Here is a 26,747-nt window from a genome sequence, read left to right on the forward strand (position 1 = left end):
ATGAAACAGATTCTTGTCAAAGCAGCCAGAAGTATTTTGCCCGCCAGTGCTTTGCATGGTGTGGAAAATGGATATCGCCGAGTCAGAGTACGACTATTGAGCGCGCGGTATGGCAACCCGTCAAAAAATTTGCGAGTTATCGCAGTAACTGGCACTAATGGAAAGACAACGACCGCCTGCTACATCAATGAGATCTTGAAGGAAGCTAAATTTAAGACAGCGATGTTCACGACAGCGTTGATCGAGGTGGCAGGGAAGGCTCAAGTCAATGATTTGAATGCAACAGTGGCTTCGACTGGCAGGATGCAGCAGTTCTTTCGTGATGCAAAAAAGGCCGATGTGGACTATGTCGTGTTGGAAATCACGTCGCACGCGCTTGATCAGCATAAACTTGACGGAGTGCCGATTGAGGCAGCGGTGATGACCAATTTGACACAGGACCATTTGGACTATCACAAGACCATGGAGAATTATGCAGCGGCTAAGAGTAAGTTGTTTGCGCTGGAACCGCGATATATCATTTTGAACCGTGATGATGAATGGTATGACTATTTTGATCAATTTGTTGCCGGTGAACAAAAAATGACCTACGGTAAACATCCGGAAGCAGAGGCACAGATTCAGCGAGTCAAGCTGTACCGCAAGGGTACTGAAGCTGATGTGGTTTTGGATCACCAAACGCATTTGGAGCTGGCGACAGCGCTGCCGGGCGAGTTTAATGTGCACAACATGACGGCGGCGGTGACGTTAGCGTATTTGTTGGGTGTGAAATTACAAGATATCCAAGAAGGTGTGGCTAACGTCGAGGCGGTTCCTGGTAGGTTTGAGCGAGCGGTCGAGGGTGTTGGGTATGATGTAATCGTGGACTATGCACACACCCCTGATGCATTGGATAAATTATTAACGGCCGCTCGTAAGATCGCAAAGGGTCGAGTGATTTTGGTGTTTGGGGCTTGTGGGGATCGCGACAAGAGTAAACGACCAACCATGGGCGAAATTGCTGCCAAAAACACCGACAGGATATTCCTAACCGACGAGGAAAGCTACAATGAAGATCCTGATCAAATCAGGCGAATGATCTATGAAGGAATTGAACGGGCGCACGGTGACGCCAAGACAACAGAAATTCCTGACCGACGACAGGCGATTGAGCGAGCACTTGGCTCTGCGCAAAAGGGTGATATGGTGCTGATCACTGGGATGGGGCACGAAAAATACCGAATTGTGAATGGGCAGCGACTACCATGGAATGATAGTCAGGTAGTGCGCGAGATTTTAGGGCAGGAAAAAGCAGAATAACTAACTCAATGACTTGCCGAAAAAAGCTTGTTTTTTGTTAAGCCATTCTTTGGATTGGCGGACAAGTTTTTCGGTATCTTTCGAACTTTTGAGGAGTGGTTTGATAGCTTCTTCGAGGTAGACACCACCTTGAGATCCTTTGAATAGTAAGACGGTATCTTGATGAGCCAGGGATTGTAATAATTCTACAGCATCGATGGCTGTATCAAACGATGTAACAGTACAACCGTTGTCTTGGGCGGCTGGCGCCAAGAACGTAGCTGCATTGGATCCGATAGTGATAACGTGCGATAGTTGCGCTGGGTCGCATAGGGTACCGAGTGCACGGTGTTCAGACGCTGTTGTGTCACCAAGCTCGTTCATATCTCCCAAGACGGCGATTTTGGCTTTACCAGGCAGCTGATAGAGTGTTTCGAGGGCTGATTTGGCAGCGAGCGGGCTGGAATTGTACGAATCATCGATGATCGTTGAGTTATTAATGCCGCTTAGGAGGTTCATTCGCCCCGACACGGGAGTGAAGTTCTCTAGAGCGGTGATGACACTTTCAACATCAAGGTTGAACTCCAACGCAACAGCGGCGGCTCCAGCAGCAATGCGTAGCTGATGTTTGGCAACAACAGGCATGATAAACTCACGAGAGGTTTGTTCGCCGTGGGTGAGAGTACAGGTGTATCCTTGGCTGTGATTGAACTGATGAGCGGTGATGTAATAGTCAGCATCTGGCTCAGTACTGTAAGAAAGATTGCGTTCAGAATTGGCAAAAGCGATGAATCCAGAGTTGATATCATCACGGTTATACAGGGTAACGATGCTGTGGCTAGATAGGGCAAATTCTTCTTGGGCTACTGTTTTGAGATTGCCGAAAAACTCCATGTGCTCAGGAGATATGGCTGTGACGACGAGAATATCAGGGTGAGCGTAGCGACCAAAGGCGGTCATTTCACCGGGGTGGTCGATGCCAAATTCTTGAACGATGACGTTGATGTCGTGAAGTTGGCGAGCTGAGCGATAGGCGCGGTAGATGGTTGATAGCCAATCAGTGATGGATCGAGGATTTTTCGGGCCATCAATACCAAGCATCTCCAGGGGTGCACTAAATTCAGCATTGAAATTACCCCTGTTGGTTCGAACTTTTTTGTTGTGTTTGAGAACGTCGACGATGGTTGATTTGGTGGTTGTCTTGCCGACGCTTCCGACAACGGCGACCAGGCGAATGTGTGGATTATTGTGGAAAAATTTACGCATAATTCGCACCAATAGACACGAGATGAGAGATTTGAATAGCTTCATATAGGTATTATAACAATATCAAGGCGGGAGGGCTATTTTTAGGGAAGGGTATTGAGTGAATTAGCACTCACCCTTGACGAGTGCTAACGTGGTGCGATACAATAAGATGTATTGTTAACGAAATGGAGGATATTATGAGTGTACCTATTGAGCCTCTCGGTGACCGCGTGGTAGCGGTGCGCGAGGAGGCGAAGACGCAGACGGCTAGCGGACTGTATTTGCCGGATAGCTCGAAGGAGAAGCCAGTGGTTGCTGAGGTTAAAGCGGTCGGCGGCGATGTCAAGAATGTGAAGGTGGGCGACAAAATTGTTTATAAGGAATATTCGACTACGGACTTGAAAATTGACGGCACGGAATATTTGATCGTCCGCGAGGAAGATATTTTAGCAACGGTTGTTTGAGAAAAGGGGAGTTTACGTTATGGCAAAAAAAGTATTTTACGATGACGATGCGCGCGCTCGCGTGTTGGGCGGTGCCGAGGCACTGTATAACGCAGTTAAGGTAACCTACGGGCCAAAGGGCCGCAATGTGGTGATCGCCAAGGGGTTTGGCGGGCCGACGGTGACGCACGACGGCGTAACAGTGGCAGAAGGCATCGAGCTGCCAGAGAACGACGATGAGACGCTGGGCTACAAAGTTGGCGCTGATTTGATCAAGCAGGCGGCCAAGAACTTGAATAAGCAGGCTGGCGACGGTACCACGACCGTGACGGTGCTGACCTATTCGATCTTGAAGGAGGCCAACCGGTTGATCGCAGCGGGCCACAACCCGATGGAGCTACGCAAAGGCATCGAGCAGGCTGGTGCAGAAATCGTCAAAGAGCTGAATAAATTAGCTGAGCCAATTGAGGGTAAATCTGAGCGCGTGGCGGAAGTGGCGACTATTTCGGCGGGTGACGCGGAAATTGGTAAATTGATCGCTGGTGTCATCGAGAAAGTTGGCAAAGATGGCGTGGTGACGGTCGAGGCTGGCCAAGGTTTGGAGTTGGAGGCTGAGGTTGTTGAAGGCTTTAGTCTAGACAAGGGTTGGGTAAGCCCGTTCTTCGTTACCGACACCGGTCGGCAAGAGGCGGTTTATGAAAAGCCAGCGATTTTGATCACCGATAAGAAAATTTCTAGCGTGCAGGAATTCCTGCCAATGTTGGAGAAATTGGCACAAAGCGGCAAGAAGGACGTGGTGCTGATCGCTGATGAAGTCGAAGGCGAGGCGCTGAGCATTTTGGTGCTGAACAAGCTTAAGGGTGTATTTAATACCGTGGCGGTCAAGGCGCCAAGCTTTGGCGACCGCCGCAAGGAGATTTTGCGCGATATCGCAGTACTGACTGGCGCAACGGTGATTTCTGAAGATCACGGTTTGACGTTTGAGAATGCTGGCTTGGAGGTCCTAGGTTCGGCGCGCAAAGTGATTGTCGGTAAAGATGAAACCACCATCGTTGAGGGCGCGGGTAAGCCATCAGCAGTACAGGAGCAGATTGCTCAGATTAAGGCACTGTCCGACAATGCTTCCAGCGAATACGAAAAAGAACAATTCGACAAGCGAGCAGCTGCCTTGAGCGGCAAGGTGGCCGTCATCAAAGTTGGCGGCGCGACCGAGACGGAGATTGACGAAAAGAAGTTCCGGGTAGATGACGCAGTAGCAGCGACCAAGGCGGCCTTGGCTGAAGGAATTGTCGCCGGCGGTGGTGTCACCTTGGTTAATTTGGCTGGCGGCCTGAAGGTGAGCGGCGCGGACAGCATCGCGGCTGGCCGGCAGATTCTGAAAGACGCCTTGAAGCAGCCGTTCCTGCAGATTATGCGTAACGCTGGCTTGAACGCCGACGCACTCCTGGCGCAGGTCGAAGCGGGCAAGGCCGGATTTGGCGTTAACGTCATGAAGCCTGAGAATGAATTGGTGGATGTCAAAAAAGCTGGCGTCATCGACCCAGCACGCGTCACCAAAGAAGCAGTGCAGAACGCGGTATCTATCGCTTCAACTGCAGCAACCATGGGCGCACTGGTCGTCGACGTGCCAGAGCCAGAAGCTCCAGCTGCGCCTGGCGGTATGCCAGGTATGGGGATGATGTAGTAGGTTACATCAAACAAAATAGGGCCGGTAGTAGGCCCTATTTTAATGAATTGGAATGACTATTTTTGTGGATTTGACAGATAATCTATCTCTTTGATCACATCCAGTAGGGCTTGAGCGCGGCGGGATTCGTCGGCGATGGCACCAGCTGCTGCATGTGCTGGAGCGATCAAGGCGCTGTCATCTGTTGAGCGTAGCAACAACAAATAAGTGTCAAACTTTTCTTCCGGGGAGATGTTTAACTTATCAACCAGGGGACGAAGCTCTAGTAGTGCTTGTTGCTTGATGGAGTCTAGGTTTGAGTCACTTACCGGGGCTACAGGGGTCGTAGTATCGACGGAAATAGGCACTGCTGGCGGCGGCGCGACCATCAGATCATCTGTTGCCACTGGAATTGAATTATCTGGCGGCGGCGCGACTACCTGAGCGTCGTCTGACTGCGGAGTTGTCCCCGTCTCTTCAAAGCTCAAATTATCATCTGTTTGTTGTGTTACACCTGCCAAAACCTTGGCAAGCTCTTGATCATCGGTAACTGATTGGTTTTGCATGTCCCCACCCCGTATTATTAATGATTATGCTTATATATGTTATACTTTAGCATGAAGAAAGGTGGTATGACAAGATGCTTGATGATCCTATGATGATTCGGCGAAAAGATCCAGCCGACACCCTGTCTGGTTTGTTGCAGTTATCAACACAGACTTCGTTTGAAGTAGTTATCGAAGGGAATGATTATGTCCCGGGAAGTATCAATACGGTGGTGATTGCTGGTATGGGTGGTTCGGCGCTGGCAGCAGAAATGGTAATTGCGTTAACGAGGGGCTGGCTACATATTCCTCTGGTGGTAACAAAAGGCTATGATCTACCAGGTTTTGTGAATGATAATACCCTAGTTATCGCTATCAGTCATTCCGGTAATACAGAAGAGACCCTCAGTTGCTATGATCAAGCGCGTGCCAACAATTGTCAGCTGGCGGCAATTACCACAGGTGGATCCCTGTTTGAAAAGGCAGTGGTTGATGGCATAAAGAGGATAAAAATACCAGCTGGTGCGCAACCACGTATGTCAACAGTCTACCATCTGCGAGGATTGTTGAAGATATTACAACATTTTTTGATTATCGATAGTGATTTGTATCAAAAATTGGAAGAAAGCGGCGAATGGTTATCTGGTCAGGTAAAAGCTTGGGCACCAGAAGTGCCAACCGAGCAAAACATTGCTAAACAGTTGGCACTCAAGTCGGCTGGCAAAACCCCGGTGATTTATGCTGGTGAATTAACATGGCCGTTGGCATATAAGTGGAAAATCAGCTGGAATGAATCGGCAAAAAATATAGCTTTTTGTAATCAATACCCTGAATTTAACCACAATGAGTTTATCGGCTGGTCATCTCATCCGGTCGAAAAGCCATTTGTGATTTTTGATTTGATGAGTCATTTGGAACATCCGCGTATTCGTGAGCGCATGGAACTGAGCGATCGACTGTTGAGTGGTATGCGTCCACACGCTGTGTCGGTGGAACTGCAAGGCGAGACCTTGCTTAAACAACTATTGTGGGGCTTGGCGCTTGGTGACGCCGCAAGTATTTATACAGCAATCCTGAACGGTGTTGATCCAGCACCAGTAAAACTGGTAGAACGTCTGAAGAAAGAATTAAGCTAAATCAAGTCCGAGTTACTTAGTTACGCATCGCTTCAATAGTGTTGCGGTTGGCAGCGCGTACGGCTGGATAAATACCAAAGACGACACCGACCAGCATGGCAGCGCCAATACTGACGACAGCAGGCTGCCAGCTCAAGATTGGTGAAACTGGTAGGAAGGTGCTGACGGTATACGCACCGATTAAGCCAAAGATATACCCCATAACACCACCAGCTAAACCAATGATGACTGATTCGATCAAGAATTGATGGATGATGTGTCGGTTGGTTGCACCAATTGCTTTACGGATACCAACTTCACGCTGTCGTTCGGCAACATTTACTAACATGATATTCATGATGCTGATTCCGCCGACAAACAGGGAGATGATTGACACAGCGATCATGATTGCGGACAGTGACAACAACATAGCGTCACTAGTTGCAGTAATATCTTTACCTGTGATGATATGGTAGTCATTAGCATCGTGGTGATTTTGATTGAGCTTTGCTGTGATGTCAGAAATTGCTTTCTCAAGAGATGAGTCGCCGTCAGTTTTGATGGCAATTTGCTGAATTTGTGCGATATTTTGTGTCAGCTTCTTGCTGACATCAAGTGAAACGATGGCTGAGTTGTTGAAGTTAACGCCTAGATAGGTGAGAGGTTGTTTGACTGGTTTTAAAACGCCCATGACCGTAAACGGCTTATCCTGAATACGCAGGACATTACCAAGTGAATATTCGGTACCAAACAGATCAATTGACAATTGATGACCAATAACCACACCGTTGGCTTGCCCAACAAATTGACCATCGCGTAGTTCTAACTCTGCCAGATCTTTGATTTTTTCAGTGGTACCAATGATGGCGGTTTTGTGCGCATCGATGCGTGAGTTGGCAGTAGTGATGGAGTTGTGAATAACTGACATCGGAGCGCTGTTTGGAGTGATGCGAGCAACGTCCTGTACATCGTATTCGGTCAGGGTCGGGAGAGGTGTGATATTTTGCGCTTGAGACAACGACCGCTCGATATTACCACCCAGACCAGACCGTATCAATGCCACACTGTCTTTGGTGGTTGAAAACTGTTGGTTGATCAATTTATTGACACTAACAGACAGGGACATGATCATAGTGATGCCCATGATACCAATAGTAATGCCGGTAACCGTCAATGTTGTCCGACCGCGGCTGGCACGGAGGGATTGCATGGCGTTTTCTATGTGATTTTTAAATAAAAACCTCACTTGGTCGTCTCCTTTTTGGAAGTTTGTGTCTTCTTTGTGGATTTGGTTGAAGATTTTTTGTCAGACTTTTCAGCGGGTTTATCATCTTCTTTTTTTGGTTTCTCGGCAAGCTTAGCCTCTTCTTTTTCAGGATGTTTGGCTGGCTTTACTTCCTCTTTGTTAGGCTTTTCGGTAGGTTCAGTAGCTTTTTTCTCAGATTTCTTGGGCTTATCTGATGGTTTTGCTTCTTTTTCTTCGTCAATAATTTCCAGGTTTTTCCTAAATGGTGCTGATTTCTGTAGCTGTTCATCTGTATCGATCCTGCCGTCAAGCATGGTGATGACGCGGCTGGCGTACGAGGTCAACTCAGGGTTGTGGGTTACCATGATGATGGTATTGCCACGGCGGTGAATGTCGGCCAACTCTTCCATGATGATATGGCTGGCCTTACTGTCTAGGTTACCAGTCGGCTCGTCCGCCAGGATGATTGACGGGCTGTTAACGAGCGCACGAGCAATCGCTACACGCTGAACCTGTCCACCTGACAATTGGTGTGGCATGTAATATTCGCGTTCGCCTAAGTGAAAGTTCTTTAAGATTCGGCTGGCTTCCTGTAAGCGTTTAATCTTACTCATGCCTTTGTATGTTAGCGGGAGAGACACGTTTTCTAGGACGCTCAAGCGAGGAATCAGATTAAAATTCTGAAACACAAAACCGATGTCATCTGAACGGATTCGGGCTAATCGTTTTGAGCCGAGATTGTCCACTGAATCGCCGTTGAGGAAATATTCACCATCTGTTGCTTGATCTAGCAATCCGATGATGTTTAAGAGAGTGGTCTTACCACAACCACTTGGCCCCATGATGGCGATAAATTCGCCCTTCTCGACGGTCAAATTCACGTCGTCAAGAGCATAGTGTTCCGCATCGCCGATACCAAAACACTTTGTAATGTTTGTGAGTCTTATACACGGTGCAACTGGTGTATCCATACTATATTTATTATATGCAGTACGGGAGGATATGCAACCATAATAGTTATGTAAAATGTACATCATCAGCCCATTTTTATATTGTTACTGCGGTAGTTGGTTATTTCCCGTAAAGTTTTGTATACTAAATCAAGACGGAAGGATGCAGGAGTGGTTGAACTGACACGCCTGGAAAGTGTGTAGACTCTTTACGGGGTCTCCGGGGTTCGAATCCCCGTCCTTCCGCCAAGTGCAAATAGGGTTATCTTCGATCGTCATTGTAAAATTAACAAAACCTATTGCAAACCCTACATTTAGTGTTTATCATGGTGTATATACGCTATATCTATAGCGGGTAGATAAACAAAAACCAAGAGGTGAGAAAAGCTGATACCACAGGGGAGGTGCTGTTGGTATTTTTCTTGTGTCTCTATGACAAATATAGTTTAAGGGAGGTATAATGAGTGTCATTCATGTCGTCAAACGAGACGGGACGAAAGAGCCGTTTGATGCAAATAAAATCAACATAGCGTTGCTGAAGGCGGCAGAGGGGTTGCCTGATCAAGTATCCAAGGTCGTGCAGGTGGCTACTGAACTGCAGCTGACATTGTTTGACGGCATTACGACTGAGCAGCTCGACCAAGCGGTCATCCAGACAACCTTGCAGAATGTTAAAGACGATCCAGATTATGACAAGATCGCGGCACGGCTGTTGTTAAAAAATATTTATAAAAACACCCTAGATGATTATGAAACCGCTGATGAGCTAAAGAAATTGCACGCAAAGAAATTTCCTCAGTTCGTGAAGGATGCAGTAAAGGTTGGGCTACTGGACCAGCGGATGACTGACGGTAGGTTTGATTTGAAAAAGCTTGGTGAAGCGCTTGATCCTGCTAAAGACGACCTCAGTAAGTACCTCGGTGTCATCACTAACCGTAACCGCTACGCCCTGCGTAAACATGGTAGTGAGCCAATTGAACCACCACAATTTACTCACATGCGTATCGCTATGGGACTGAGCTACAATGAAAAAGATCCGACGGCTGCAGCAATCGATTTTTACAATCACATGAGTAGCCTGGAGTATGTGCCAGGTGGTTCAACCCGCGTCAATGCCGGTGGTTCATTCCCGCAGCTCAGTAACTGTTTCTTGCTGAACGTTGATGATGATATGGAATCAATCGCCAAGGCGGTGCGTGACACGATGTGGATCGCCAAGGGTACTGGTGGTATCGGTATCGGCTTTACTAAATTGCGGGCATCTGGCAGTCCAGTCAAGACAACCAATACGGTAAGTACTGGACCAATTCCATTTATCAAGATGATCGATACGGCGCTATTTGCCGTCTCCCGTAAGGGTAAAAAGATGGGTGCAGCGGCAGTATATATGGAAAACTGGCATATTGATTTTAGGGAGTTTATCGACCTGCGTTCTAACTCCGGTGACCCATACATGCGAACGCGTTTTGCTAACACTGCGGTGTTTATCTCTGACGAATTTATGAAGCGGGTACAAAAAGACCAAGATTGGTACTTGTTTGACCCAGCAGATACGCCAGATCTACCAGAACTGTACGGTGAAGGATTTTCCGCGCGCTACAAAGAGTACATTAAACTAGCCGAGGCTGGTAAAATGCGCGTCTTTGAAAAGACATCAGCTCGCCAGCAATTCAAACAGATTTTGACCAGTCTACAGGCTACCAGCCACCCATGGCTCACCTGGAAAGACACTATCAATGTGCGAGCATTGAACAATAACACGGGTACGATTCACCTGTCTAACCTCTGTACGGAAATTACCTTACCGCAGGACAAAGACAACATTGCTACCTGTAACCTGGTGAGTATCAACTTATCAGCCTTTTTGAACAAAGATAAGACGTGGGATTGGGATCGACTCAAAGAAGCATCGCGAGCAGCGGTACGCCAACTGGACAACTTGGTAGATATCACCCAGACGCCGATTCCGGAAGCTATGCACTCAAACAACCAAACGCGGGCAATTGGTTTGGGGATAATGGGCTTTACTGATGTGCTCGAAAAACTTGGTTACTGCTATGAGTCTAAGGAGTCGTATAGCTTGATTGATACACTGACCGAGTTCATCAGCTATCACGCCATCGACCAATCAGCAGACTTGGCACAGGAGCTGGGCAGCTATCCTACCTACAAGGGCAGCGGTTGGAGTAAGGGTATTTTGCCGATTGACACCCTGGAGACGCTGTCTACCGACCGCAAGGTAAAGGTGAAGATTGACCACAAATCGAGCCTTGATTGGGATTCACTGCGAGTGAAAGTGAAAAAGGGTATGCGCAATGCGACACTGATGGCTATCGCGCCGACGGCGAACATTGGCCACATTGCCGGTACCACGCCAGGCATCGATCCGCAGTTTGCACAAATTTTTAGCCGCTCAACGTTGAATGGTAAGTTTTTGGAGGTAAATAATAACCTGGTGCGCGACCTTAAGGCGCTCAATTTGTGGGATGACATCAAGGAAGAGGTATTTGCTAACCAAGGTGACATTCAACACATTGATGCTATTCCGCAGAAGCTAAAAGATGTCTATAAAACCAGTTTCCAATTAAGCCCATATGCGTTCATTGAAGTGGCGGCACGAGCACAAAAATGGGTCGATCAGGCGATTAGCCGCAATATGTACTTGGAAACGCGCGATATTGATGAATATGTGGAAATTTATTCTGAAGCGTGGCGTCGTGGTTTGAAAACGACCTACTATCTACACGTTAAACCACGTCACCAATCAGAACAAACCACGGTTTCGGTGGAAAAAATTGCTGAGCAAAAGATTAGAACAGGTGCAGGCAAGGCGCGTGGCTTTGGCTTTGCGAAAATTAATAAATAAAGGGGGTTATCATGTCAGACTATACACATCCAAAAGGTGGAATTTTAGGCTCGGGGCTGCGCGACGGACTGAGTTTACACCCAATTCGTTACCCATGGGCATACGATCTATACAACCAAGCGGTGGCTAACACTTGGTTTCCTAATGAAGTTCAGCTAGCACAAGACTTGATGGATTTTGAAAAACTTAGTGACGAAGAAAAGCACGCGCTCAAAACCGTCATTAGCTACCTCAATCCGAACGAGCTATTGATCAACAAGTCGTTAGCCTTTGGCATTTACCCATATGTTAATGCTGCTGAAGCGCAACTGTATCTGTCAAAGCAGATGTGGGAAGAGGCCAATCACTTTATGACCTTTGAATACATCATCGAGACCTTTCCGTTTGATCGCGAGGAGATTTACGCGGCGGGCTTTGGCAAAAAATCGCTGGCTGACAAGGCGAACTTCCAGAACAAGCACCTGGATGTCATGCTTGATCCAAATCTCGACATCTATACCTTGGAGGGTAAGAAAAACTTTGTTCGCTCACTGGTGGCGTATAACATCGTACTGGAAGGTATTTGGTTCTACTCGGGCTTTATGGTTGGTATGAGCTTCCGTCAGCGCAACTTGCTGCGTAATGTCGGTACGCTACTGGACTGGATCACCAAGGATGAGAATCTGCACTTGACCTTTGGTATCAACTTGCTACTCACCATTTTGGACGAAAACCCAGAACTGCAAACACAGGAATTTGCCGAGGAAATTCGCAACCTCATCCTGCAGGCGGTTGAGCTAGAAAAAGAGTACAACAAGGACATGTTGCCAAAGGGAATCCTTGGCTTGAACGCTGATTATGTCAATCAATACGTCATGCACATGACCGACCGCCGCTTGGTCGAGCTTGGCTTTGAGCCTGAATACAACGTGGCCAACCCAGCCAAGTGGATGGCTACCGCAAACGATACCCTGGAACTCGTCAATTTCTTTGAGAGCACTAACACTAGCTATGAAGTAAATACCACGAAATAACTACTATGGACAAAATTACAACAGACATTTTAGACACCGTGGAAGTTGGCGCTTTGGCTACCGTTAATCGTGACAGAACACCGCTAGTGACGCCGCTCCACTTTGTACGTTATAAAAATGACAACATTATTTGGATTTCTGACCGACAATCTCGTCACGCCGTCAATGCTTACCGCAGTGGTGTTGTCGAATTTGTGGTTTGGAACGATCAAAAGAGTGCTGTATTTTTGACGACAATAGTACAAGAGCTACCGGAGGAAGAGGAAGCAGCGGCCTTGGAGGCTTATGCTAACAAGCTGGGTGACTTTATGCCACGCGTCGAACATAGGCAAATTTACATCATGCCAATCGGCAATCTTGATGAAAAAACTACAACAGGAAATTGGCTGCACTATATTGCATAGCCGCTACATATAGCGTATTATAAGCATAAGCAGATACTAAATATATAGAAAGACAGGAACATGAACGCAAGTCAAATTATTTCTGACGACATGACATTGGAAGAAAAATTAAGTGCTATCGACGCAGCGATGAAAGCAGTCCAGCAGGCAGCCGACGACCAGGCAAAAAAATCTGGTGGCATTGCAGCACCGCTCGATCCCGCAAGTTTGACAGTGTGTGACGGTTGTGAATAAAACAACAGAGGTGTCGATTCGGCGCCTCTTTTGATAGGTTGGAGAAGTGATGACGAAGAAGTATATTTTTGTAACTGGTGGAGTGCTGTCTGGTGTTGGTAAGGGAATCACGGCGGCAAGTATTGGTGCGGTGTTGCAAGCCAAAGGCTTGTCAGTGTCCGTACAAAAGTGTGATCCATACTTGAATGTTGACGCTGGATTATTAAATCCGAAAGAACACGGTGAATGCTTTGTAACCAAAGATGGTGCCGAGACTGATTTGGACCTAGGACACTATGAACGCTTTTTGGATTTGGAGTTGACGCAGAAAAATACTACCCTGTCAGGTCGACTATTGCGTGATCTCATCGCTGATGAACGAGCTGGTAAATTTGGTGGGCAAACAGTGCAGCTAGTGCCACATTTGACCAATGCTATTAAAAAATCTATTCACGAAGCAGCTGAGGGCGATGTTCACATTGTGGAAATTGGCGGTACGGTCGGGGACTACGAAGGTCTGAGCTTTATTGAAGCAATTCGTGATTTTTCACAAGAAGTAGGCAGGAATAATTGCCTCTTTGTTCATGTGGTGTATGTGCCGTTTTTGGAAGCGAGTCAGGAGTACAAAACAAAGCCTGCACAAAATGCCATGGCGGAGCTTCGTAGCTTTGGGATCATGCCAGACGTCGTGGCGGTGCGGACCGAGGGTCATGATAAACCGCCGCGTAGTGTTGGCGAAAAAATCGCTATCTCATCTGGCGTACGTCCTGAAGGTATCATCATGATGCCAAATGTCAATACTGTGTATGAAGTGCCGTTGACGGTTGCGCGTGACTTGGGACCAATGTTGAGTGAATTTACTGGAGTAACAATGGAGCCTGATTTGACTCGCTGGGAAAATCTCGCCACGCGTGACACGACTGATTACGCTCGTGAAGTAACCGTTGGTCTGGTGGCAAAATATATTGACAATACCGATACGTATTTGTCGGTGACTGAAGCGCTCAAATCGGCAGCCTGGGCGGAGAATTGTGAAGTCAATATACGGTGGATAAATTCAGAGACTGCCAGTGATGACGATTTTGCTGAGGTTGATGCTGTGTTGGTGCCGGGCGGATTTGGCTCACGCGGTGTTGAAGGAAAAATTGCAGCGGCGACGTATTGTCTGGAGCACAATAAACCATATTTGGGTATTTGTTTGGGTATGCAAACAGCGGTGATTGCCGCGGCGCGTCGAGGTGGCGTGGACAGTGCTAACAGTGAAGAATTTGGTGCAGGTCAGGGCACGAACGTGATTTATCTAATGGATGGGCAGGCAGGTAAAGAGTCGACTGGTGGCACGATGCGCCTTGGTGATTATCCGGCAGTGCTGAAAGAAGGCTCACTCGTGGCAAAGACGTATGGTACGACAGAGGTGACAGAGCGACACCGCCACCGATATGAGGTGAATCAGGATTTTGTTCAGGCGATTGAACAAGGTGGTTTGGTTGTTTCGGGCACCTCGCCAGATGGTAGATTGGTTGAATTTGTGGAATCGCCGCACTGCAACTATTTCGTTGCTACACAAGCTCACCCAGAGTTTAAATCTCGTCCATTTCGGCCACACCCGCTCTTTGATGGACTCATTAGAGCAGCTGCTTCCAGATAGAGCCAAGTAGTATTAGCGGACGGGTTTCAAGATAAGCTTAAACACTTACCTATTGACATTATAGGGTTTTATATGATATAATAAAAGTATGGAACCATCTGAAAAAACGTTTTTATCTAGGCACCCTGCAGTGAAAAAAATGAAAGCCGCTAGTGAAGAGTTAGGATTGCCAAAAGCGGATATTCGTTTGTCTTTGGGTCTGAGGGCTTTGATGGGTGTAATGCATGGTCGCGGCAATGTTGATATATCTGGTGAAGATAATCTAATTGAAGCAGTAGAAAGAGCTAAGGAGAAGAACAGGGGACTTGTGGTGATTACATCACATGAGTCTGGGCTTGATGTGCCTACTGCTAGCTATTTAGCCTCTTTGGTGGGTAAGACTAGTATCGGGATAGCTTCAACCAACGGTGATTGGATAAAAGAAGGTGTGGGTGGATTTAATCCGGAGCCTATACAATATGTTTTAACGGGAAGAGAAAACTTTATCCCTGTACCGTATACATGGATGGATAGGAAAAATAAAAAACCAGCCCCTTTTTCTGAAGATGATTATAAGGAGGCTGTTGAGCGAGTTAAAGATGGTGAGATATTAGTTATGGCAGGGTTTTCAGACCACGAATCAGTGGAGCATCGTAAGCTTGGTTCTGCGGCGGCACATATTGCCCTAGAGGCCGGTGTTGAGATTCTACCGATATCTATCTCAAGCGATAAGGCGGAGGATTTTTCTGGTGGACCATCTGCGGCTGTATTAAAGGATCATGGACTAAAAATTAATATTGGTGATAGTAGGGACAACTGGCTTAGTACAATTCAACATTCTTATGCAGAGGCTAGTCCAGAGACGAGAAAGGCTATGCGGAATAAGCTGAAGAAGATTTTGGCGAAGGGTAGTGTATTTAAGGGAATAGTCAGTAAGGGTGATCGTCACTTGCCTAAAGAATAAATTAACTTACCGAACACATCTCATTGACAAATTAAAAATAATATGATACTATCATAACATATAAAGAATGAAACAAAAAAGGAAATTAATAGCTGAAGAGCAAGCGTTATCACAGCAACCACAAGCGTTGCCTACACAGGATGATTTATCAACGTTGTCGTATATTTTGCGTCATGTCCGGGGATCGAGTTTAATCTCCGCCACGGCGTTGGACTTGGACATAGTGGAAGACTAGTTGATCTGGTGGTATACTGGTGGTGATGGAACACACAATTCAAGAAGTTATTGCAAAGCTATTTAATATTGAAACGACGGTGCAGTTGACGCGTCCTGATCCAAAGTTTGGTGACTTTGCGACGAATGTGGCGCTGCAGCTAGCGAAGCCCTTGGGTAAAAATCCACGTGAGATTGCCGAGGCGATCGCAGAAGAGTTGCGTGGTCATGAGGAGTTGGGCGAGGTGAGCGTGGCTGGACCAGGCTTTATCAACGTGACGTTAAGCGACCAAGCAGTGCTGGAGTCATTGAAAGTGCGACCGGCCACCAATCGTTCAGGCCAAACGGTCGTTATTGAAACTAATTGTCCAAATCCATTCAAAGCTATGCATATTGGTCACGCTTTGAATGCGATTTTGGCGGACACTATGGCAAATTTGCTGGCGGTGGACGGCGCGGCGGTACATCGGGTGAGTTACCACGGCGACGTCGGCACGCATGTCGGTAAGAGTATGTGGGCGATTCTTCGCGAAATTGACGGCGATGTCGGTAAATTAGAGGCTATTCCAGCTGACAAGCGCAATGAATTTATGAGCCGTATGTATGTTGAAGGCGCACGGGCAGCTAAAGAATCACCAGAGGCACGAGTAGAGATTGATGAGCTAGCCAAGCAGTCATTTGTGCTGGATGATCCGCTGTACAAGCAAGTGTACGAGATTTGTAAAGCCTGGAGCTTTGATGAAATTGATGTCAATGTGGCGCGGCTGGGCAATGTGCCGATTGAGCGGCGTTATGTTGAGAGCGAGACTGAAGTGCCAGGTAAGACCTTGATCAAAGCAAAAACCCCAGAGTTCTTTACCAAGTCCGATGGTGCGTATATCTTCAAAGGTAGTCAGTATGGTGCGTTTGATAATGTATTTATCGGTTCGCACGGCAACGGGTTGTACGGCGCGCACGATATGGGGTTGATTCAGCTGAAGCATCAAGATTATCCAAACTTGGACTTGTCAATTACGGTCAATGGCGAAGAGCAGGCGGCGTATTTCCGCGGGGTGATTGCCGCTAGCGAACTCGCAATTCCAGAATTGAAGGGTAAATTGTTTAATTATGCGACTGGCCTCGTCAAGCTAACAACCGGCAAGATGAGCTCGCGTACTGGTGACGTCATTACTATCGATTGGTTATTCAACGAGTTCAAGAAAGCTATCACCCAAGCTGGCGGCGAACCAACCGACGCGGTGGTGGCAGGTGCGCTGCGCTATCAATTCCTGAAAGTGAAAATTGGTAGCGACGTGGTGTTTGATATCAATGATGCGGTGAGTCTAACAGGTAACACCGGTAGTTATCTGCAATACGCGCACGCTCGGGCGCGGGGTATTTTGGCAAAGTCTGAGCAGACAGTTGCTTTCCCGACAGAATTGTTTGATGAAGATCGGCTGCTGGTCAGGAAAATGAGCGAATACGCGGAGGCGGTTAACCGAGCTACTGAAAGTCTGGAACCGCATCATGTTTGTGCCTACCTGTTTGAGCTGGCGCAGGAGTTCAATCGTTACTACGAGAAAAACCAAGTCGTCGGCAGCGACAAAGAAGCGCACCGCGTTGGTCTGGTGGCGGTGTACGCTGATATCTTGAAAGCAGGGTTGACTGTTTTGGGTATTGTAGCGCCAGAGAGGCTATAAGTCGCTCTACATTAAATATGGTACAATCAAGGTGTTACTTAACGTAAAGGAGTTTTATGGCGGAGAAAAAAGTAGCCAAGAAAGCGGCAGTCAAAAAAACGACGACCAAGAAGTCAATTATTAAAAAACCAAGCGTAGCGGCGTTAAAAGAAAAAGCAGGCGTGGTAAAAAGCCATGGCGGCGGCTTTATGATGTTTATTCGTGAGCAGGGTGTCGTTGGTCTAGCTGTCGGTTTGGCGATCGGTACTGCGGCTGGTGATACCGTGAAAAAGTTGGTGACAGCATTCATCGACCCGCTTGTACAGTTGATCGTTGGTTCGCAACAAGGTCTCCAGGCAGCATCATTTACTGTTGAGATCGCTGGACGTCGGGGTGAATTTTTGTACGGAGCATTTATCAGCTCATTGATCACCTTGCTGGCGGTTGCCTTTGTAGTCTATGCAATTGTCCATTTTTTGAAACTTGATAAATTAGACAAGAAAAAAGACTAAAACGCTTACGTTTGCCATTTTGCGCTCTCCTATCTACAATGTGAGTATAAAGGAGAGTGTAGTGTGAAAGATGGAGTCCGGAGGGCGGGTTATTTACATAGGTCGAAAGAACCGAGTAGTAGCCATTTGTTAAGTCAGAATATTGAAGGTCCTCGACGGTCGCCATATAACTATGGCGAGTCTCCCGAGCAGAGAAGACAGCGCCTCGAAGAATTGCGAAAACAGCACGGGAAGTTACCGGAAACTCCTTTTGCTAACTACGATCTTGGTGACAAAACATTGCCTGCGTATAAGCACAAAGCAGAGATATTAGATACACTCTCAGAGAACAAAATATCTTGGTTATGTGGACCGACGGGTAGTGGTAAAACGACACAAACCGCTCAGTATGCACTGGAGCGGTTTGATCGTGTTGTGGTGTTGATGCCGCGACGGGTGATTGTTGATAATGTTACTGAATATGTCGAGCAGAATTTACGTGAACAGCTGGGCAAACAATATCCTGATCATTTGGTAGGAAAAATTCATGGACGCGCCACGGAAGCAATGCCAGATACTAGACTTTGTTTCATGACGGCAGCAACGTTTACAAAGAAATTGGAACAATTTTCTCGTGATTGGCATGGTGAGAAAACGCTGGTGTTGGTTGATGAAATACATGAAGCCAATTTGGAGATGGAATTTGCTACGGCCCTGGCGGCAAAATCGATAGAGAATACCGACAAATGGCATATGGCTTTTTCCAGTGCGACGCCTGACACGGAAGTTTCTCAGGCGATGTACGAAGATATTAATGGATCAGCATTGCCAGTCGTAACCATCGAGGGTCGGCCGTATGATATCGACATTACAGAAGATAACGTGGGGACCGTATCTGAAGCGTATCTTGAATATGGTAAGGACTCGAAAAAAGCACTGGTCTTTGTTGAAGGGGTGAGAAGTATTGAGGAAACTATTGCGTCAATCAAACGTCACACCCGCCATCAACCTAAGAGGATACGATTTTTTAAATTACACTCTGGCATATCAGAGGCTGCGCGCCGAGAGATTTTTACTGCCAAACCAGCAGAAGACGAGTCGTTTGTCATCGTTTCGACCTCGGCTGGACAGTCTGGCATCACCATCCCTGAGGTCGATTTGGTGTTGTCAAATGGACTGACGAAGAGTAAAGAAATCGGCGAAGAGGGTGCGGAAGGATTGCCACCTCGATTGTGTACCCAGGCAGAGTTGATGCAACAGGCGGGGCGTGGTGGCCGTGATATTGACGGTGCAAAGTTTGTGCTGGCGCGGCCAATTTCTTACGGCAAGATTTATCTACCAGAGGAGCTGAAAGGATTTTACGACATCAAGTCCCGTGAACAGCACATCCCACCGGAGATATATCACACCAATATCGTGCGTAACGTCTTGTCGGCTATCAATTTGAACGGTGATTTTGAAGACTTGAACCGGTACTTGATGCATCCTGTTGCTAGTAAAAAAGTTATTCAAGAGTCGTACGATTTGTTGGAAACATTGGAGGCGATTGATGAAGAAGGGCAGATTACAAAAATTGGTGAATTTATGGATAATCTACCATTGTCACCAGAATTATCTCGAGCATTAGCAGAAATGATTAAACGTGGAGGAAGCTTGCGTGAAGTGTTGGCGCTGTCAGCGATGGCGGCTTCTATCTCTGGTGGTGGCTTTGCTGCCTGGCACCAACCAAAGGAACTATTCCAGGAATTTGTCAGCCCCGATACAACAGATGACTTTTTTGCCGAATACGATGCTTTTTTGAAAACCAGAGAGATCTACAACGGTCATCACACTGATGGTCGTGCTTATCTGGCAAATGGTATTGACCCAAATAAGGCAGATAATATTCACTATCAATTTAACAAAATATGTCGGCGTCTGGAGGTTAATCCATATGACGTCGATATGGGTGAACTGAACAGTGAAGAAAAACATAATATATCAGTGGCCCTGCTGCGGGGATTTCAAGAGTTGTTGTATGCCAAGGTTGGTAGTCGACGTATTGGTCGAACAACAGTTAACCAATACAGAAATGTTCATACTGGCGAACGTGGTATTTCTGAGTACGAAATTAGTTCGTATAGTTTAGCGCGGCGTATGGGGATGGAGGCGCTGAAGTTGGTAGTAGCCTTTCCGTGGTGGTATGACGCGCATGATGGTCGTCGACATACGCTCAATACAATTTTGCCGGTGACGAAGGATCAAATCACGCAAGCCCTGAGCGACAGTGCCGTGCCTGAGTTCCTTGGTGACCGGGTGGCTCCGAATGGCGATTTGGTTCATGTGGCGCAGCCGAAAGTTGGCTCACTAGTGATCGGTCCAGAACAGCAGCAAAAAATCCCCGCTACGACAGATAAACAAATCGCGCTGATAGTGGACACGATGAAAAACAGGGCCAATAAACAAGTAAGAGTATTGTTTGATTTACAACATCAGCGAGTTATTACTAAGGGTCAATTGCGTCAGGTCCTAGACGGGTCTGCGGTAAATAGTCACAATGTCCATGAAGCGGAGGCTAAGGTTTGGGCTGTGGTGCAAGAGGTATTAACGAGCGAACAGCAAGAAGCTTTTTATGGTCAGGTAAATAGATAACGAGTGTATAATAGGTAGTATGAGTAAGACAAAAAATATTATGGATCGACCTGGAGATGACTGGACTAGATCCAGTGCGTGATGAGATTTTGGAAGTGGCGCCGATCGTATTTATTTGACTTTTTAAATGATTTATGCTAAAATATTGTACGTGGAAAAAGTAAGCCCGAACCCGAGCGATATAGAGGCTAAGATGCATCAGCCTCGTGTTCTGCAAATGCTTGATAGTGGTGAACATTATGCGGATTTAGGAGGGGAGAGCCTTCAATTAAAAGACTGTGATTGTGAGCAACTCGGTAACCCGGAAGCTCGCTGCAATGAAATATATGAATATGAGTTGCCTGCCGATGCTATTGAGCGGGCTAATTTGGGTTTTGATTTAGATGAACTACCGTCATTTATTGGTGTAAAGGGCGGGGCGGCTCGCCAGGTTTTGGAGGCATTAGTACACAGTGACCGTCAGTTACCACCTCCTCGCGATGTCGATTTGGTAATTTTAGAAGAAGTTATTGCTAGCGGCGATTATGATCCAGATGAGATTTGGGCGGTAGCGAGCAATCTTTCAATGCGCTTTTCGCCGCGTGATGCAATGAATGGCTATGGTGCGGAGCCTGTGCATTCTACCGCTGAGTTTATGAGGCAGCATGATTTTACAATCAATCAAGTGCTTATACACAAGGACGGTGACACTTGGAGGCTGTTGGCCAGTACTCAAGCAGTGTTGGATACTGCCGAGCACGTTATCAGGCCAACGGTATTTGAGCACGATCCTGATAATAGCTATCGTATTGGTAACAAATTAGCCCTCAAGGCTGTGCGCCTTCTTTCAGATATGCAAGTTCAAGGAATTGACGATGTAAGTATTAAAAGCGTTCAGCTGCCAGATGATACTTATGGCGATCCAAGAGACGATTATTTCATGCAAACGTTGCAACTAGATAAGGCTTTAGAGGTCAGCGACGAATTAGCTGAACGCTATGTAGAAAATCTGAGGTCCTACCGGATGCTGCCATATGGTTGTGAAGACATGAGCGCTGCTGAATTATACTATGAGTTAGTCAATCGGACAAATTTTGTTCCCTCTGACGGCAACGCATCTGGTGTTTTTCTGACTGAAAGAGAAAATCGTCTGGAGCTTGGTAGTGTAGCAAAATTTAATGACGCTGTTGAACGGTTGCTGCAGCAGGTGCCAGAGCAGTTTTCTCGTGACTATTACGACTCTAAAAAAGTAGTATAATAAAGATATGAAAGTAACTTTTAAGCCAAAAAAAATTTTATGGATTGACCTGGAGATGACTGGACTAGATCCAGTGCGTGATGAGATTTTGGAAGTGGCGGCAATCGCTACGGATTGGGATTTTACGGAAATTGCGACCTATGAGGGTGTGGTGCGACATGATCCGGAGAAGTTGGGTAAGCTACTGGACCGAAATGCTAGCTTTTGGGACCAGCATCCAGCAGCGCGGCGCGGTTTGGAGGAGCAAAATATGTCTGGTAAGCCGCTAGCCGAGGTGGAGCGTGAGTTGTTGGCATTTTGCGATGAGCATTTTGCAGATGAGCCACGGATTTTGCTTGGTGGTAATTCAATCCACCAGGATCGGCGGTTTATTGATCAGTGGTGGTCAATGTTGTCAAAAAGACTACATTATCGGATGTTGGATGTCAGCGCTTGGAAAGTGGTGTTTGAGGGTAAATATGGTAAGAAATTTGCCAAGCCAGAGGATCATCGGGCGCTGGAGGATATTCGCGGCAGTATCATGGAACTTAAGTATTATTTAAAGAAGGTGAAACCATGACCCATAAACAATTTGAAGAGTTTATCCTGAGTTTGCCAGGTGTGTGGCTGGACTATCCGTTTGGTGAGGATATCGCGGTATATAAATTTGGCAAGAGTAATGATGGTGCAGGGAAAATGGTGGCATTGGTGGCGGAAGGCTCAAAGCCACTCAGGGTGAGTTTGAAATGTGACCCATTGCTGGCGCAGAATTTGCGGGAAAAATACGAAACGGTACTACCGGGCTATCATTTGAACAAAAAGCACTGGAACACCATCATCTGTTCGGGGCAGTTGAGTGATGAAGAAATTTTTGATTTGGCGCGGCTGAGCTGGCAGTTGGTTAGCGGTATTACACCGGAGAGCTCTCGAGACGCTTCTTGATGGAAGTGATGTCTGACTGTGTTTTTTCTAAGAATTCTTTGACGTCAGATTTTTTGGCTTTTTTTGACAAGCTGGATAATTCTGAACTAAGCAGCTCAAGTTGATAGGCCATCTCCCTGGTGTAGACAGCATCGAGCTGGTCGTTTAAAAAGGCATCATCTAGCTTTTCATTGAGCTTTACCTCAAAGTCCGGCACCTTGAGAGCTTTGTTAATATCCAGTTTTTCTGACTGAGCGATTGGTGTTGCCTTATTGACGGCGGTGGTTAATATTGCATCAAGGGAGCTGTTAATGTCAGTGACCGTGCTATTTTTTAGACGCTTTTTCTGTAGTTCAGTGACTGTTTGTAGGCGGGCAACCCTCATGATGGCGTTAGAAACCGTTGGACCAGAACCTGACTGACTGGCCGCCCAAATGAAGCCAAGACTGAGCACACCAACCAGTGCAATGATGATAATGATGATTTTGGTTTTCTTATCAAATCCAGCTGGCTCTGGTGGAGCAGCGATTTGATTGAGATAATCAATACCAGATGGTGTTGGTGGTTGAGAATATGGATCATTTGGATACATAGTACTATTTAAGCATAAACACGAACAGAGGTAAAGGGTGATATAATAAAGACATGCAAGATGCCAAAGAAGAAGTGCGGGCACGACTGAATATTGAGGACGTGATTGGTGAGTATGTTCAGCTGAAGCGGGCAGGTCGTAACATGAAGGGACTTAGTCCGTTTACCGACGAGCGAACGCCAAGTTTTATGGTTAGTCCAGAAAAGCAGATTTGGCATGATTTTTCGTCAGGCAAGGGCGGTGATGTATTTTCATTTGTGATGCTGGTGGAGGGGATGGATTTTCGCCAGGCGTTGGAACATTTGGCGCGTAAGGCGGGTGTGGATTTGAGTTTGTTCTCTCGCGGTGATGGGAGAACTGCCAAGCGGCGAGCACGAGCGGCTGAAGCATTGGAGCTAGCGGCAAAATTCTTCCAACAATCACTACTGCGTACACCCAAAGCCCTGGAGTACGTCGTCAAAAAACGTGGTCTGACTCGACAAACGATTCAGGATTTTATGGTTGGGTTTGCGCCAGATGACGGTTCATCGTTGGTAACGGCACTCACCAAGCGGGGCTTTTCAAAACAAGAATTAGCCGATGCTGGTTTAACGAATAGATTTGGTGGTGATTTGTACCGTGGTCGGATGGTGGTGGCACTTATGGATGCGACTGGCAGAGTAGTTGGGTTTACTGGCCGGATCATTCATGATGAGGCAAATGCCCCAAAATATTTGAACACGCCGCAAACACTTCTGTTTGATAAATCACGGCACATCTTTGGTTTGTCTCAGGCTAAAGAGGCGATTCGAAAATCAGACGAAGTGGTAATCGTTGAGGGTAATTTGGATGTAGTGAGTAGTCATCAGGCAGGGGTGCGGCAGGTTGTCGCCACGGCTGGAACAGCTATCACTGAACAGCACCTCAAGGCCTTGAGTAGGCTGGCTAGTAGAATTAAATTAGCGTTTGATGGTGATAGAGCGGGTTTAAATGCGACTGAACGGGCTATCAAACTATCACAAACCATTGGTGTGGAGCTGGAAGTTGTTAGCTTACCAGAGGGTAGTAAGGATCCGGATGAATTGATCAAACTACATGGCGTGAAGCAATGGGAACTGGCTATCACTAACGCTGTACCTGCCGTAGCGTGGGTGATACAACAATACTCGCAGCGAGAAAATGTCAGGATTGCTGAGGGAAAACGACGCTTTTCAACTGCATCGCTGAACTTGATTCGCAGCTTGCATGATCCAGTAGAACAAGAGCATTATTTGCAGATGGTGGCTGAGAAAACAGGGGCAAGTATAGAGGCTCTTACAGCAAAGATGTCTGGCATCACAACAAACAAAACGGTTCTCCGCCACCCAAAAGTTAAGAAAACAGCACCACAAAAACCATCAGATGAGACGCTCGATATGCTACTAGGGCTTGCAGTGCAAGAGCCGGGAGTGAGGCGTTGGCTGGCGTCGGTGCCAGAAGAAATTACGGACAATGTAAATACTCGAGAACTGTTGAAGTATCTCACCCAAAACCCCAATGCAGCACTGGATCCGATGCCCGAAACCTTGAAAAATATTGAAGAGTATGTAAAGATAGTACAGTTGAAATTCGACACTCGTTATGCCGACTGGGATAAAGACGATTTACCAGGTGAGATGGCACGATTGGTCAAACATGTAATATCCAAACACCGTGAAAACAAAATACAACAATTAATGAGTAATTTGCGTGATGCTGAAACTGCAAACAATGAGTCGTTGGCTCACGATCTGCGACATCAGCTGAACGCACTAATTAAGGAGAAAGCGTGACCGACGATCCAATAAAAAACAGGCCATTAGCAACTGATGAGACGGAATTCGATGAGCCGACCATCGATGATGTTGATGATGACGAGGAAACCGAAGACCTTGACGCTCTGAATGCTGGGCAATACCTGGATGATATCTCTGATGACTCGGTCAGGTTGTATTTGCGTGAGATTGGTAAAATTCCGCTGCTCAATGCTGAAGAAGAGATGGAATTGGCACACCGTGTGATTCAGGGTGATAAAAGGGCTAAAGATAAGATGGCTGAGGCGAACATGCGGTTGGTGGTGTCAATTGCCAAGCGGTATTCGGGCCGTGGGTTGGATTTTCTAGACTTGATTCAGGAAGGTAATACTGGCCTGCTTCGCGCGGTTGAGAAGTTCGATCCAGACAAAGGCTTTAAGTTCTCAACCTATGCCACCTGGTGGATTCGCCAGGCGATTACTCGAGCGATTGCTGACCAGGCACGAACCATTCGTATCCCGGTGCACATGGTGGAAACCATCAACAAATTGTTGCGCACTCAGCGACGGATGACGCAAGAGTTGAACCGTGAACCGACTATTGAAGAGCTGTCTAAAGAGCTGGATATGGAGCCAGAAAAGATTGAATATGTGATGAAAATCAAGCAAGACATTTCAAGCTTGGACGCGGGTGTCGGTCGTGATGGTGATGAAGAAGATTCGGTGTTGGGCGATTTCATCGAAGATGAAGATACGGTATCACCAGAAGAGTCAGCGACCAATCAATTGCTCAAAGAGCAGGTCAATGATGTACTGTCGAGCTTGAGTGATCGTGAGCAGAAAATTGTCCGTATGCGCTTTGGGTTGGACAATGGTAAAAGCCACACGTTGGAAGAAGTTGGTCAAGAGTTCGCTGTGACACGTGAACGAATTCGCCAGATTGAAGCGAAGGCTTTGGCGAAGCTGAGGAAGCACAAAGATGCTAAAAAATTGTATGAATATTTGAGCTAAATGAGCAAGCGATAATAAAAAAGAAAAAAGCCAGGCGGATGTTCGTCTGGCTTTTTTGATGCGTTGTGATCTAGCACTGCTCAGGCGCCTTGCAAAAATGTTCGTGGTGAGTGACGGCCTCTAGCTGCGCGTATAGCTCGTCCAGCCCGCGGTCGTTCATCACAAAATAGTCGGCAATGGCAATTGGTCCGCCTTTTTCTAAGTTTTCAATTTCCGACCAATCACGTTGGTCAACTTCGCGCGGCTGCATCGGTCGTTCGGGGCGTTTGGCCATACGTTGATAGCGCAGGTGTTTTGGCGTGACAACGGCGATGACAGACATTTGGCCAGGGAATTCGTGCTTGAGGATTTTGTATTCGCTCCAGGTGTACAAACCGTCCAGGACAATGAGCTTTTGGCCAGCGTCAATCAAGTCATGCGCGGATTTGACGACTCGCTTGACCACGAAATCTTTGCCTTCGCGCCAGCGAATTTCCTCACGGAATTTTTGCTGATTATTCCAAGTCGGTTCAATGCCGGCCTCTTCCATGGCTTTGTAGATGACGCCACCAAAGTAAATTTTTGGAATGCCCTTTTTGGTGAAATATTCGACCGCCGAACTTTTACCGCTACCAGCCAGACCGACCAGGGCGATGATTTTTGCGTGTGGTTGTATCATGTTGTTAGTATAGCAAATTTGATATACT

The 26,747-nt window shown here is 46.8% G+C and carries 25 protein-coding genes, 1 tRNA gene and 1 pseudogene; 21 read left to right on the top strand and 6 right to left on the bottom strand.

Annotated elements, in window-relative coordinates; all coding sequences use genetic code 11:
• Positions 1 to 1,299, top strand: a complete 1,299-nt coding sequence (locus V4210_RS00155; RefSeq protein WP_338520850.1) for a UDP-N-acetylmuramoyl-L-alanyl-D-glutamate--2,6-diaminopimelate ligase — start codon at positions 1 to 3, stop codon at positions 1,297 to 1,299.
• On the opposite strand, the gene V4210_RS00160 is transcribed toward V4210_RS00155, so the two are convergent.
• Positions 1,300 to 2,589: a UDP-N-acetylmuramoyl-tripeptide--D-alanyl-D-alanine ligase gene (locus tag V4210_RS00160; RefSeq protein ID WP_338520851.1), complete on the bottom strand. Its 1,290-nt coding sequence runs from the start codon at positions 2,587 to 2,589 to the stop codon at positions 1,300 to 1,302.
• A 134-nt stretch (positions 2,590 to 2,723) separates the two neighbouring features.
• Here V4210_RS00160 and V4210_RS00165 point away from each other — a divergent pair, with 134 nt between their 5' ends.
• Together V4210_RS00165 and groL are read left to right on the top strand one after the other, a co-directional pair.
• On the top strand, positions 2,724 to 2,990 hold the full coding sequence (locus V4210_RS00165; RefSeq protein ID WP_338520852.1) for a co-chaperone GroES: 267 nt from the start codon (positions 2,724 to 2,726) through the stop codon (positions 2,988 to 2,990).
• Between the two features lie 19 nt (positions 2,991 to 3,009).
• The gene (groL, locus tag V4210_RS00170) at positions 3,010 to 4,653 is read left to right on the top strand and encodes a chaperonin GroEL (RefSeq protein WP_338520853.1); all 1,644 of its coding nucleotides are present in this window, start codon (positions 3,010 to 3,012) and stop codon (positions 4,651 to 4,653) included.
• A gap of 59 nt (positions 4,654 to 4,712) precedes the next feature.
• Here groL and V4210_RS00175 read toward each other — a convergent pair whose 3' ends face one another.
• A complete protein-coding gene (locus V4210_RS00175) occupies positions 4,713 to 5,201 on the bottom strand; it encodes a hypothetical protein (protein WP_338520854.1) in 489 nt (162 codons plus the stop codon).
• 74 nt (positions 5,202 to 5,275) lie between these two features.
• On the opposite strand from V4210_RS00175, the gene V4210_RS00180 reads away from it, so the two are divergent.
• Positions 5,276 to 6,316 (top strand): bifunctional phosphoglucose/phosphomannose isomerase, encoded by a 1,041-nt coding sequence (locus V4210_RS00180; RefSeq protein ID WP_338520855.1) that lies wholly within the window; start codon positions 5,276 to 5,278, stop codon positions 6,314 to 6,316.
• A gap of 16 nt (positions 6,317 to 6,332) precedes the next feature.
• Here V4210_RS00180 and V4210_RS00185 read toward each other — a convergent pair whose 3' ends face one another.
• Together V4210_RS00185 and V4210_RS00190 are read right to left on the bottom strand one after the other, a co-directional pair.
• Positions 6,333 to 7,541 carry an ABC transporter permease gene (locus V4210_RS00185; protein ID WP_338520856.1) on the bottom strand — a complete coding sequence of 403 codons (1,209 nt, stop codon included), beginning with the start codon at positions 7,539 to 7,541 and terminating at the stop codon, positions 6,333 to 6,335.
• Between the two features lie 287 nt (positions 7,542 to 7,828).
• Positions 7,829 to 8,512, bottom strand: a pseudogene (locus V4210_RS00190) (ABC transporter ATP-binding protein); the annotation flags it as partial.
• Between the two features lie 136 nt (positions 8,513 to 8,648).
• Between V4210_RS00190 and V4210_RS00195 the strand changes: the two are divergent.
• From V4210_RS00195 to V4210_RS00260, 15 genes are all read left to right on the top strand, one after another.
• A tRNA-Ser gene (locus tag V4210_RS00195) sits at positions 8,649 to 8,740 on the top strand.
• 211 nt (positions 8,741 to 8,951) lie between these two features.
• Positions 8,952 to 11,357: a ribonucleoside-diphosphate reductase subunit alpha gene (locus tag V4210_RS00200; RefSeq protein ID WP_338520858.1), complete on the top strand. Its 2,406-nt coding sequence runs from the start codon at positions 8,952 to 8,954 to the stop codon at positions 11,355 to 11,357.
• Positions 11,358 to 11,368: 11 nt separating this feature from the next.
• On the top strand, positions 11,369 to 12,370 hold the full coding sequence (locus tag V4210_RS00205; RefSeq protein WP_338520859.1) for a ribonucleotide-diphosphate reductase subunit beta: 1,002 nt from the start codon (positions 11,369 to 11,371) through the stop codon (positions 12,368 to 12,370).
• Between the two features lie 5 nt (positions 12,371 to 12,375).
• The gene (locus V4210_RS00210) at positions 12,376 to 12,774 is read left to right on the top strand and encodes a pyridoxamine 5'-phosphate oxidase family protein (protein WP_338520860.1); all 399 of its coding nucleotides are present in this window, start codon (positions 12,376 to 12,378) and stop codon (positions 12,772 to 12,774) included.
• 60 nt (positions 12,775 to 12,834) lie between these two features.
• Positions 12,835 to 13,008: a hypothetical protein gene (locus V4210_RS00215; RefSeq protein ID WP_174843563.1), complete on the top strand. Its 174-nt coding sequence runs from the start codon at positions 12,835 to 12,837 to the stop codon at positions 13,006 to 13,008.
• A gap of 49 nt (positions 13,009 to 13,057) precedes the next feature.
• Complete coding sequence (locus V4210_RS00220; RefSeq protein ID WP_338520861.1) at positions 13,058 to 14,635, top strand: CTP synthase; 1,578 nt, start codon at positions 13,058 to 13,060, stop codon at positions 14,633 to 14,635.
• Between the two features lie 88 nt (positions 14,636 to 14,723).
• Positions 14,724 to 15,578: a hypothetical protein gene (locus tag V4210_RS00225; RefSeq protein WP_338520862.1), complete on the top strand. Its 855-nt coding sequence runs from the start codon at positions 14,724 to 14,726 to the stop codon at positions 15,576 to 15,578.
• 67 nt (positions 15,579 to 15,645) lie between these two features.
• Positions 15,646 to 15,813, top strand: a complete 168-nt coding sequence (locus V4210_RS00230; RefSeq protein WP_338520863.1) for a hypothetical protein — start codon at positions 15,646 to 15,648, stop codon at positions 15,811 to 15,813.
• Between the two features lie 25 nt (positions 15,814 to 15,838).
• Positions 15,839 to 17,470: an arginine--tRNA ligase gene (gene argS, locus V4210_RS00235; RefSeq protein WP_338520864.1), complete on the top strand. Its 1,632-nt coding sequence runs from the start codon at positions 15,839 to 15,841 to the stop codon at positions 17,468 to 17,470.
• A 56-nt stretch (positions 17,471 to 17,526) separates the two neighbouring features.
• Positions 17,527 to 17,961 carry an MscL family protein gene (locus V4210_RS00240; RefSeq protein WP_338520865.1) on the top strand — a complete coding sequence of 145 codons (435 nt, stop codon included), beginning with the start codon at positions 17,527 to 17,529 and terminating at the stop codon, positions 17,959 to 17,961.
• 63 nt (positions 17,962 to 18,024) lie between these two features.
• Positions 18,025 to 20,571: a helicase-related protein gene (locus V4210_RS00245; RefSeq protein WP_338520866.1), complete on the top strand. Its 2,547-nt coding sequence runs from the start codon at positions 18,025 to 18,027 to the stop codon at positions 20,569 to 20,571.
• A 56-nt stretch (positions 20,572 to 20,627) separates the two neighbouring features.
• Entirely contained in the window at positions 20,628 to 20,690 is a 63-nt protein-coding gene (locus V4210_RS04335) for a hypothetical protein (protein WP_411912132.1), read from the top strand.
• 32 nt (positions 20,691 to 20,722) lie between these two features.
• The gene (locus tag V4210_RS00250) at positions 20,723 to 21,808 is read left to right on the top strand and encodes a hypothetical protein (protein WP_338520867.1); all 1,086 of its coding nucleotides are present in this window, start codon (positions 20,723 to 20,725) and stop codon (positions 21,806 to 21,808) included.
• A 7-nt stretch (positions 21,809 to 21,815) separates the two neighbouring features.
• A complete protein-coding gene (orn, locus tag V4210_RS00255; protein ID WP_338520868.1) occupies positions 21,816 to 22,367 on the top strand; it encodes an oligoribonuclease in 552 nt (183 codons plus the stop codon).
• Positions 22,364 to 22,729 (top strand): MmcQ/YjbR family DNA-binding protein, encoded by a 366-nt coding sequence (locus V4210_RS00260; RefSeq protein ID WP_338520869.1) that lies wholly within the window; start codon positions 22,364 to 22,366, stop codon positions 22,727 to 22,729. The genes orn and V4210_RS00260 overlap by 4 nt, the downstream gene beginning before the upstream one ends.
• On the opposite strand, the gene V4210_RS00265 is transcribed toward V4210_RS00260, so the two are convergent.
• Positions 22,698 to 23,300, bottom strand: coding sequence for a hypothetical protein (locus V4210_RS00265; protein ID WP_338520870.1), 603 nt, complete (start codon positions 23,298 to 23,300; stop codon positions 22,698 to 22,700). The two genes, V4210_RS00260 and V4210_RS00265, sit on opposite strands and share 32 nt — an antisense overlap.
• A 53-nt stretch (positions 23,301 to 23,353) precedes the next feature.
• Between V4210_RS00265 and dnaG the strand changes: the two genes are divergently transcribed.
• Positions 23,354 to 25,090: a DNA primase gene (dnaG, locus tag V4210_RS00270; RefSeq protein ID WP_338520871.1), complete on the top strand. Its 1,737-nt coding sequence runs from the start codon at positions 23,354 to 23,356 to the stop codon at positions 25,088 to 25,090.
• The gene (gene rpoD, locus V4210_RS00275; RefSeq protein ID WP_338520872.1) at positions 25,087 to 26,061 is read left to right on the top strand and encodes an RNA polymerase sigma factor RpoD; all 975 of its coding nucleotides are present in this window, start codon (positions 25,087 to 25,089) and stop codon (positions 26,059 to 26,061) included. The genes dnaG and rpoD overlap by 4 nt, the downstream gene beginning before the upstream one ends.
• Positions 26,062 to 26,131: 70 nt before the next feature.
• Here the strand turns inward: rpoD and V4210_RS00280 are convergent, their stop codons facing one another.
• Entirely contained in the window at positions 26,132 to 26,719 is a 588-nt protein-coding gene (locus tag V4210_RS00280) for an AAA family ATPase (protein WP_338520873.1), read from the bottom strand.
• Positions 26,720 to 26,747: the final 28 nt, after the last annotated feature.

Origin of the sequence: Candidatus Nanosynbacter featherlites, from assembly GCF_037013405.1 — a bacterium.
GTDB classification, from domain to species: Bacteria; Patescibacteriota; Saccharimonadia; order Saccharimonadales; family Saccharimonadaceae; genus Nanosynbacter; species Nanosynbacter featherlites_B.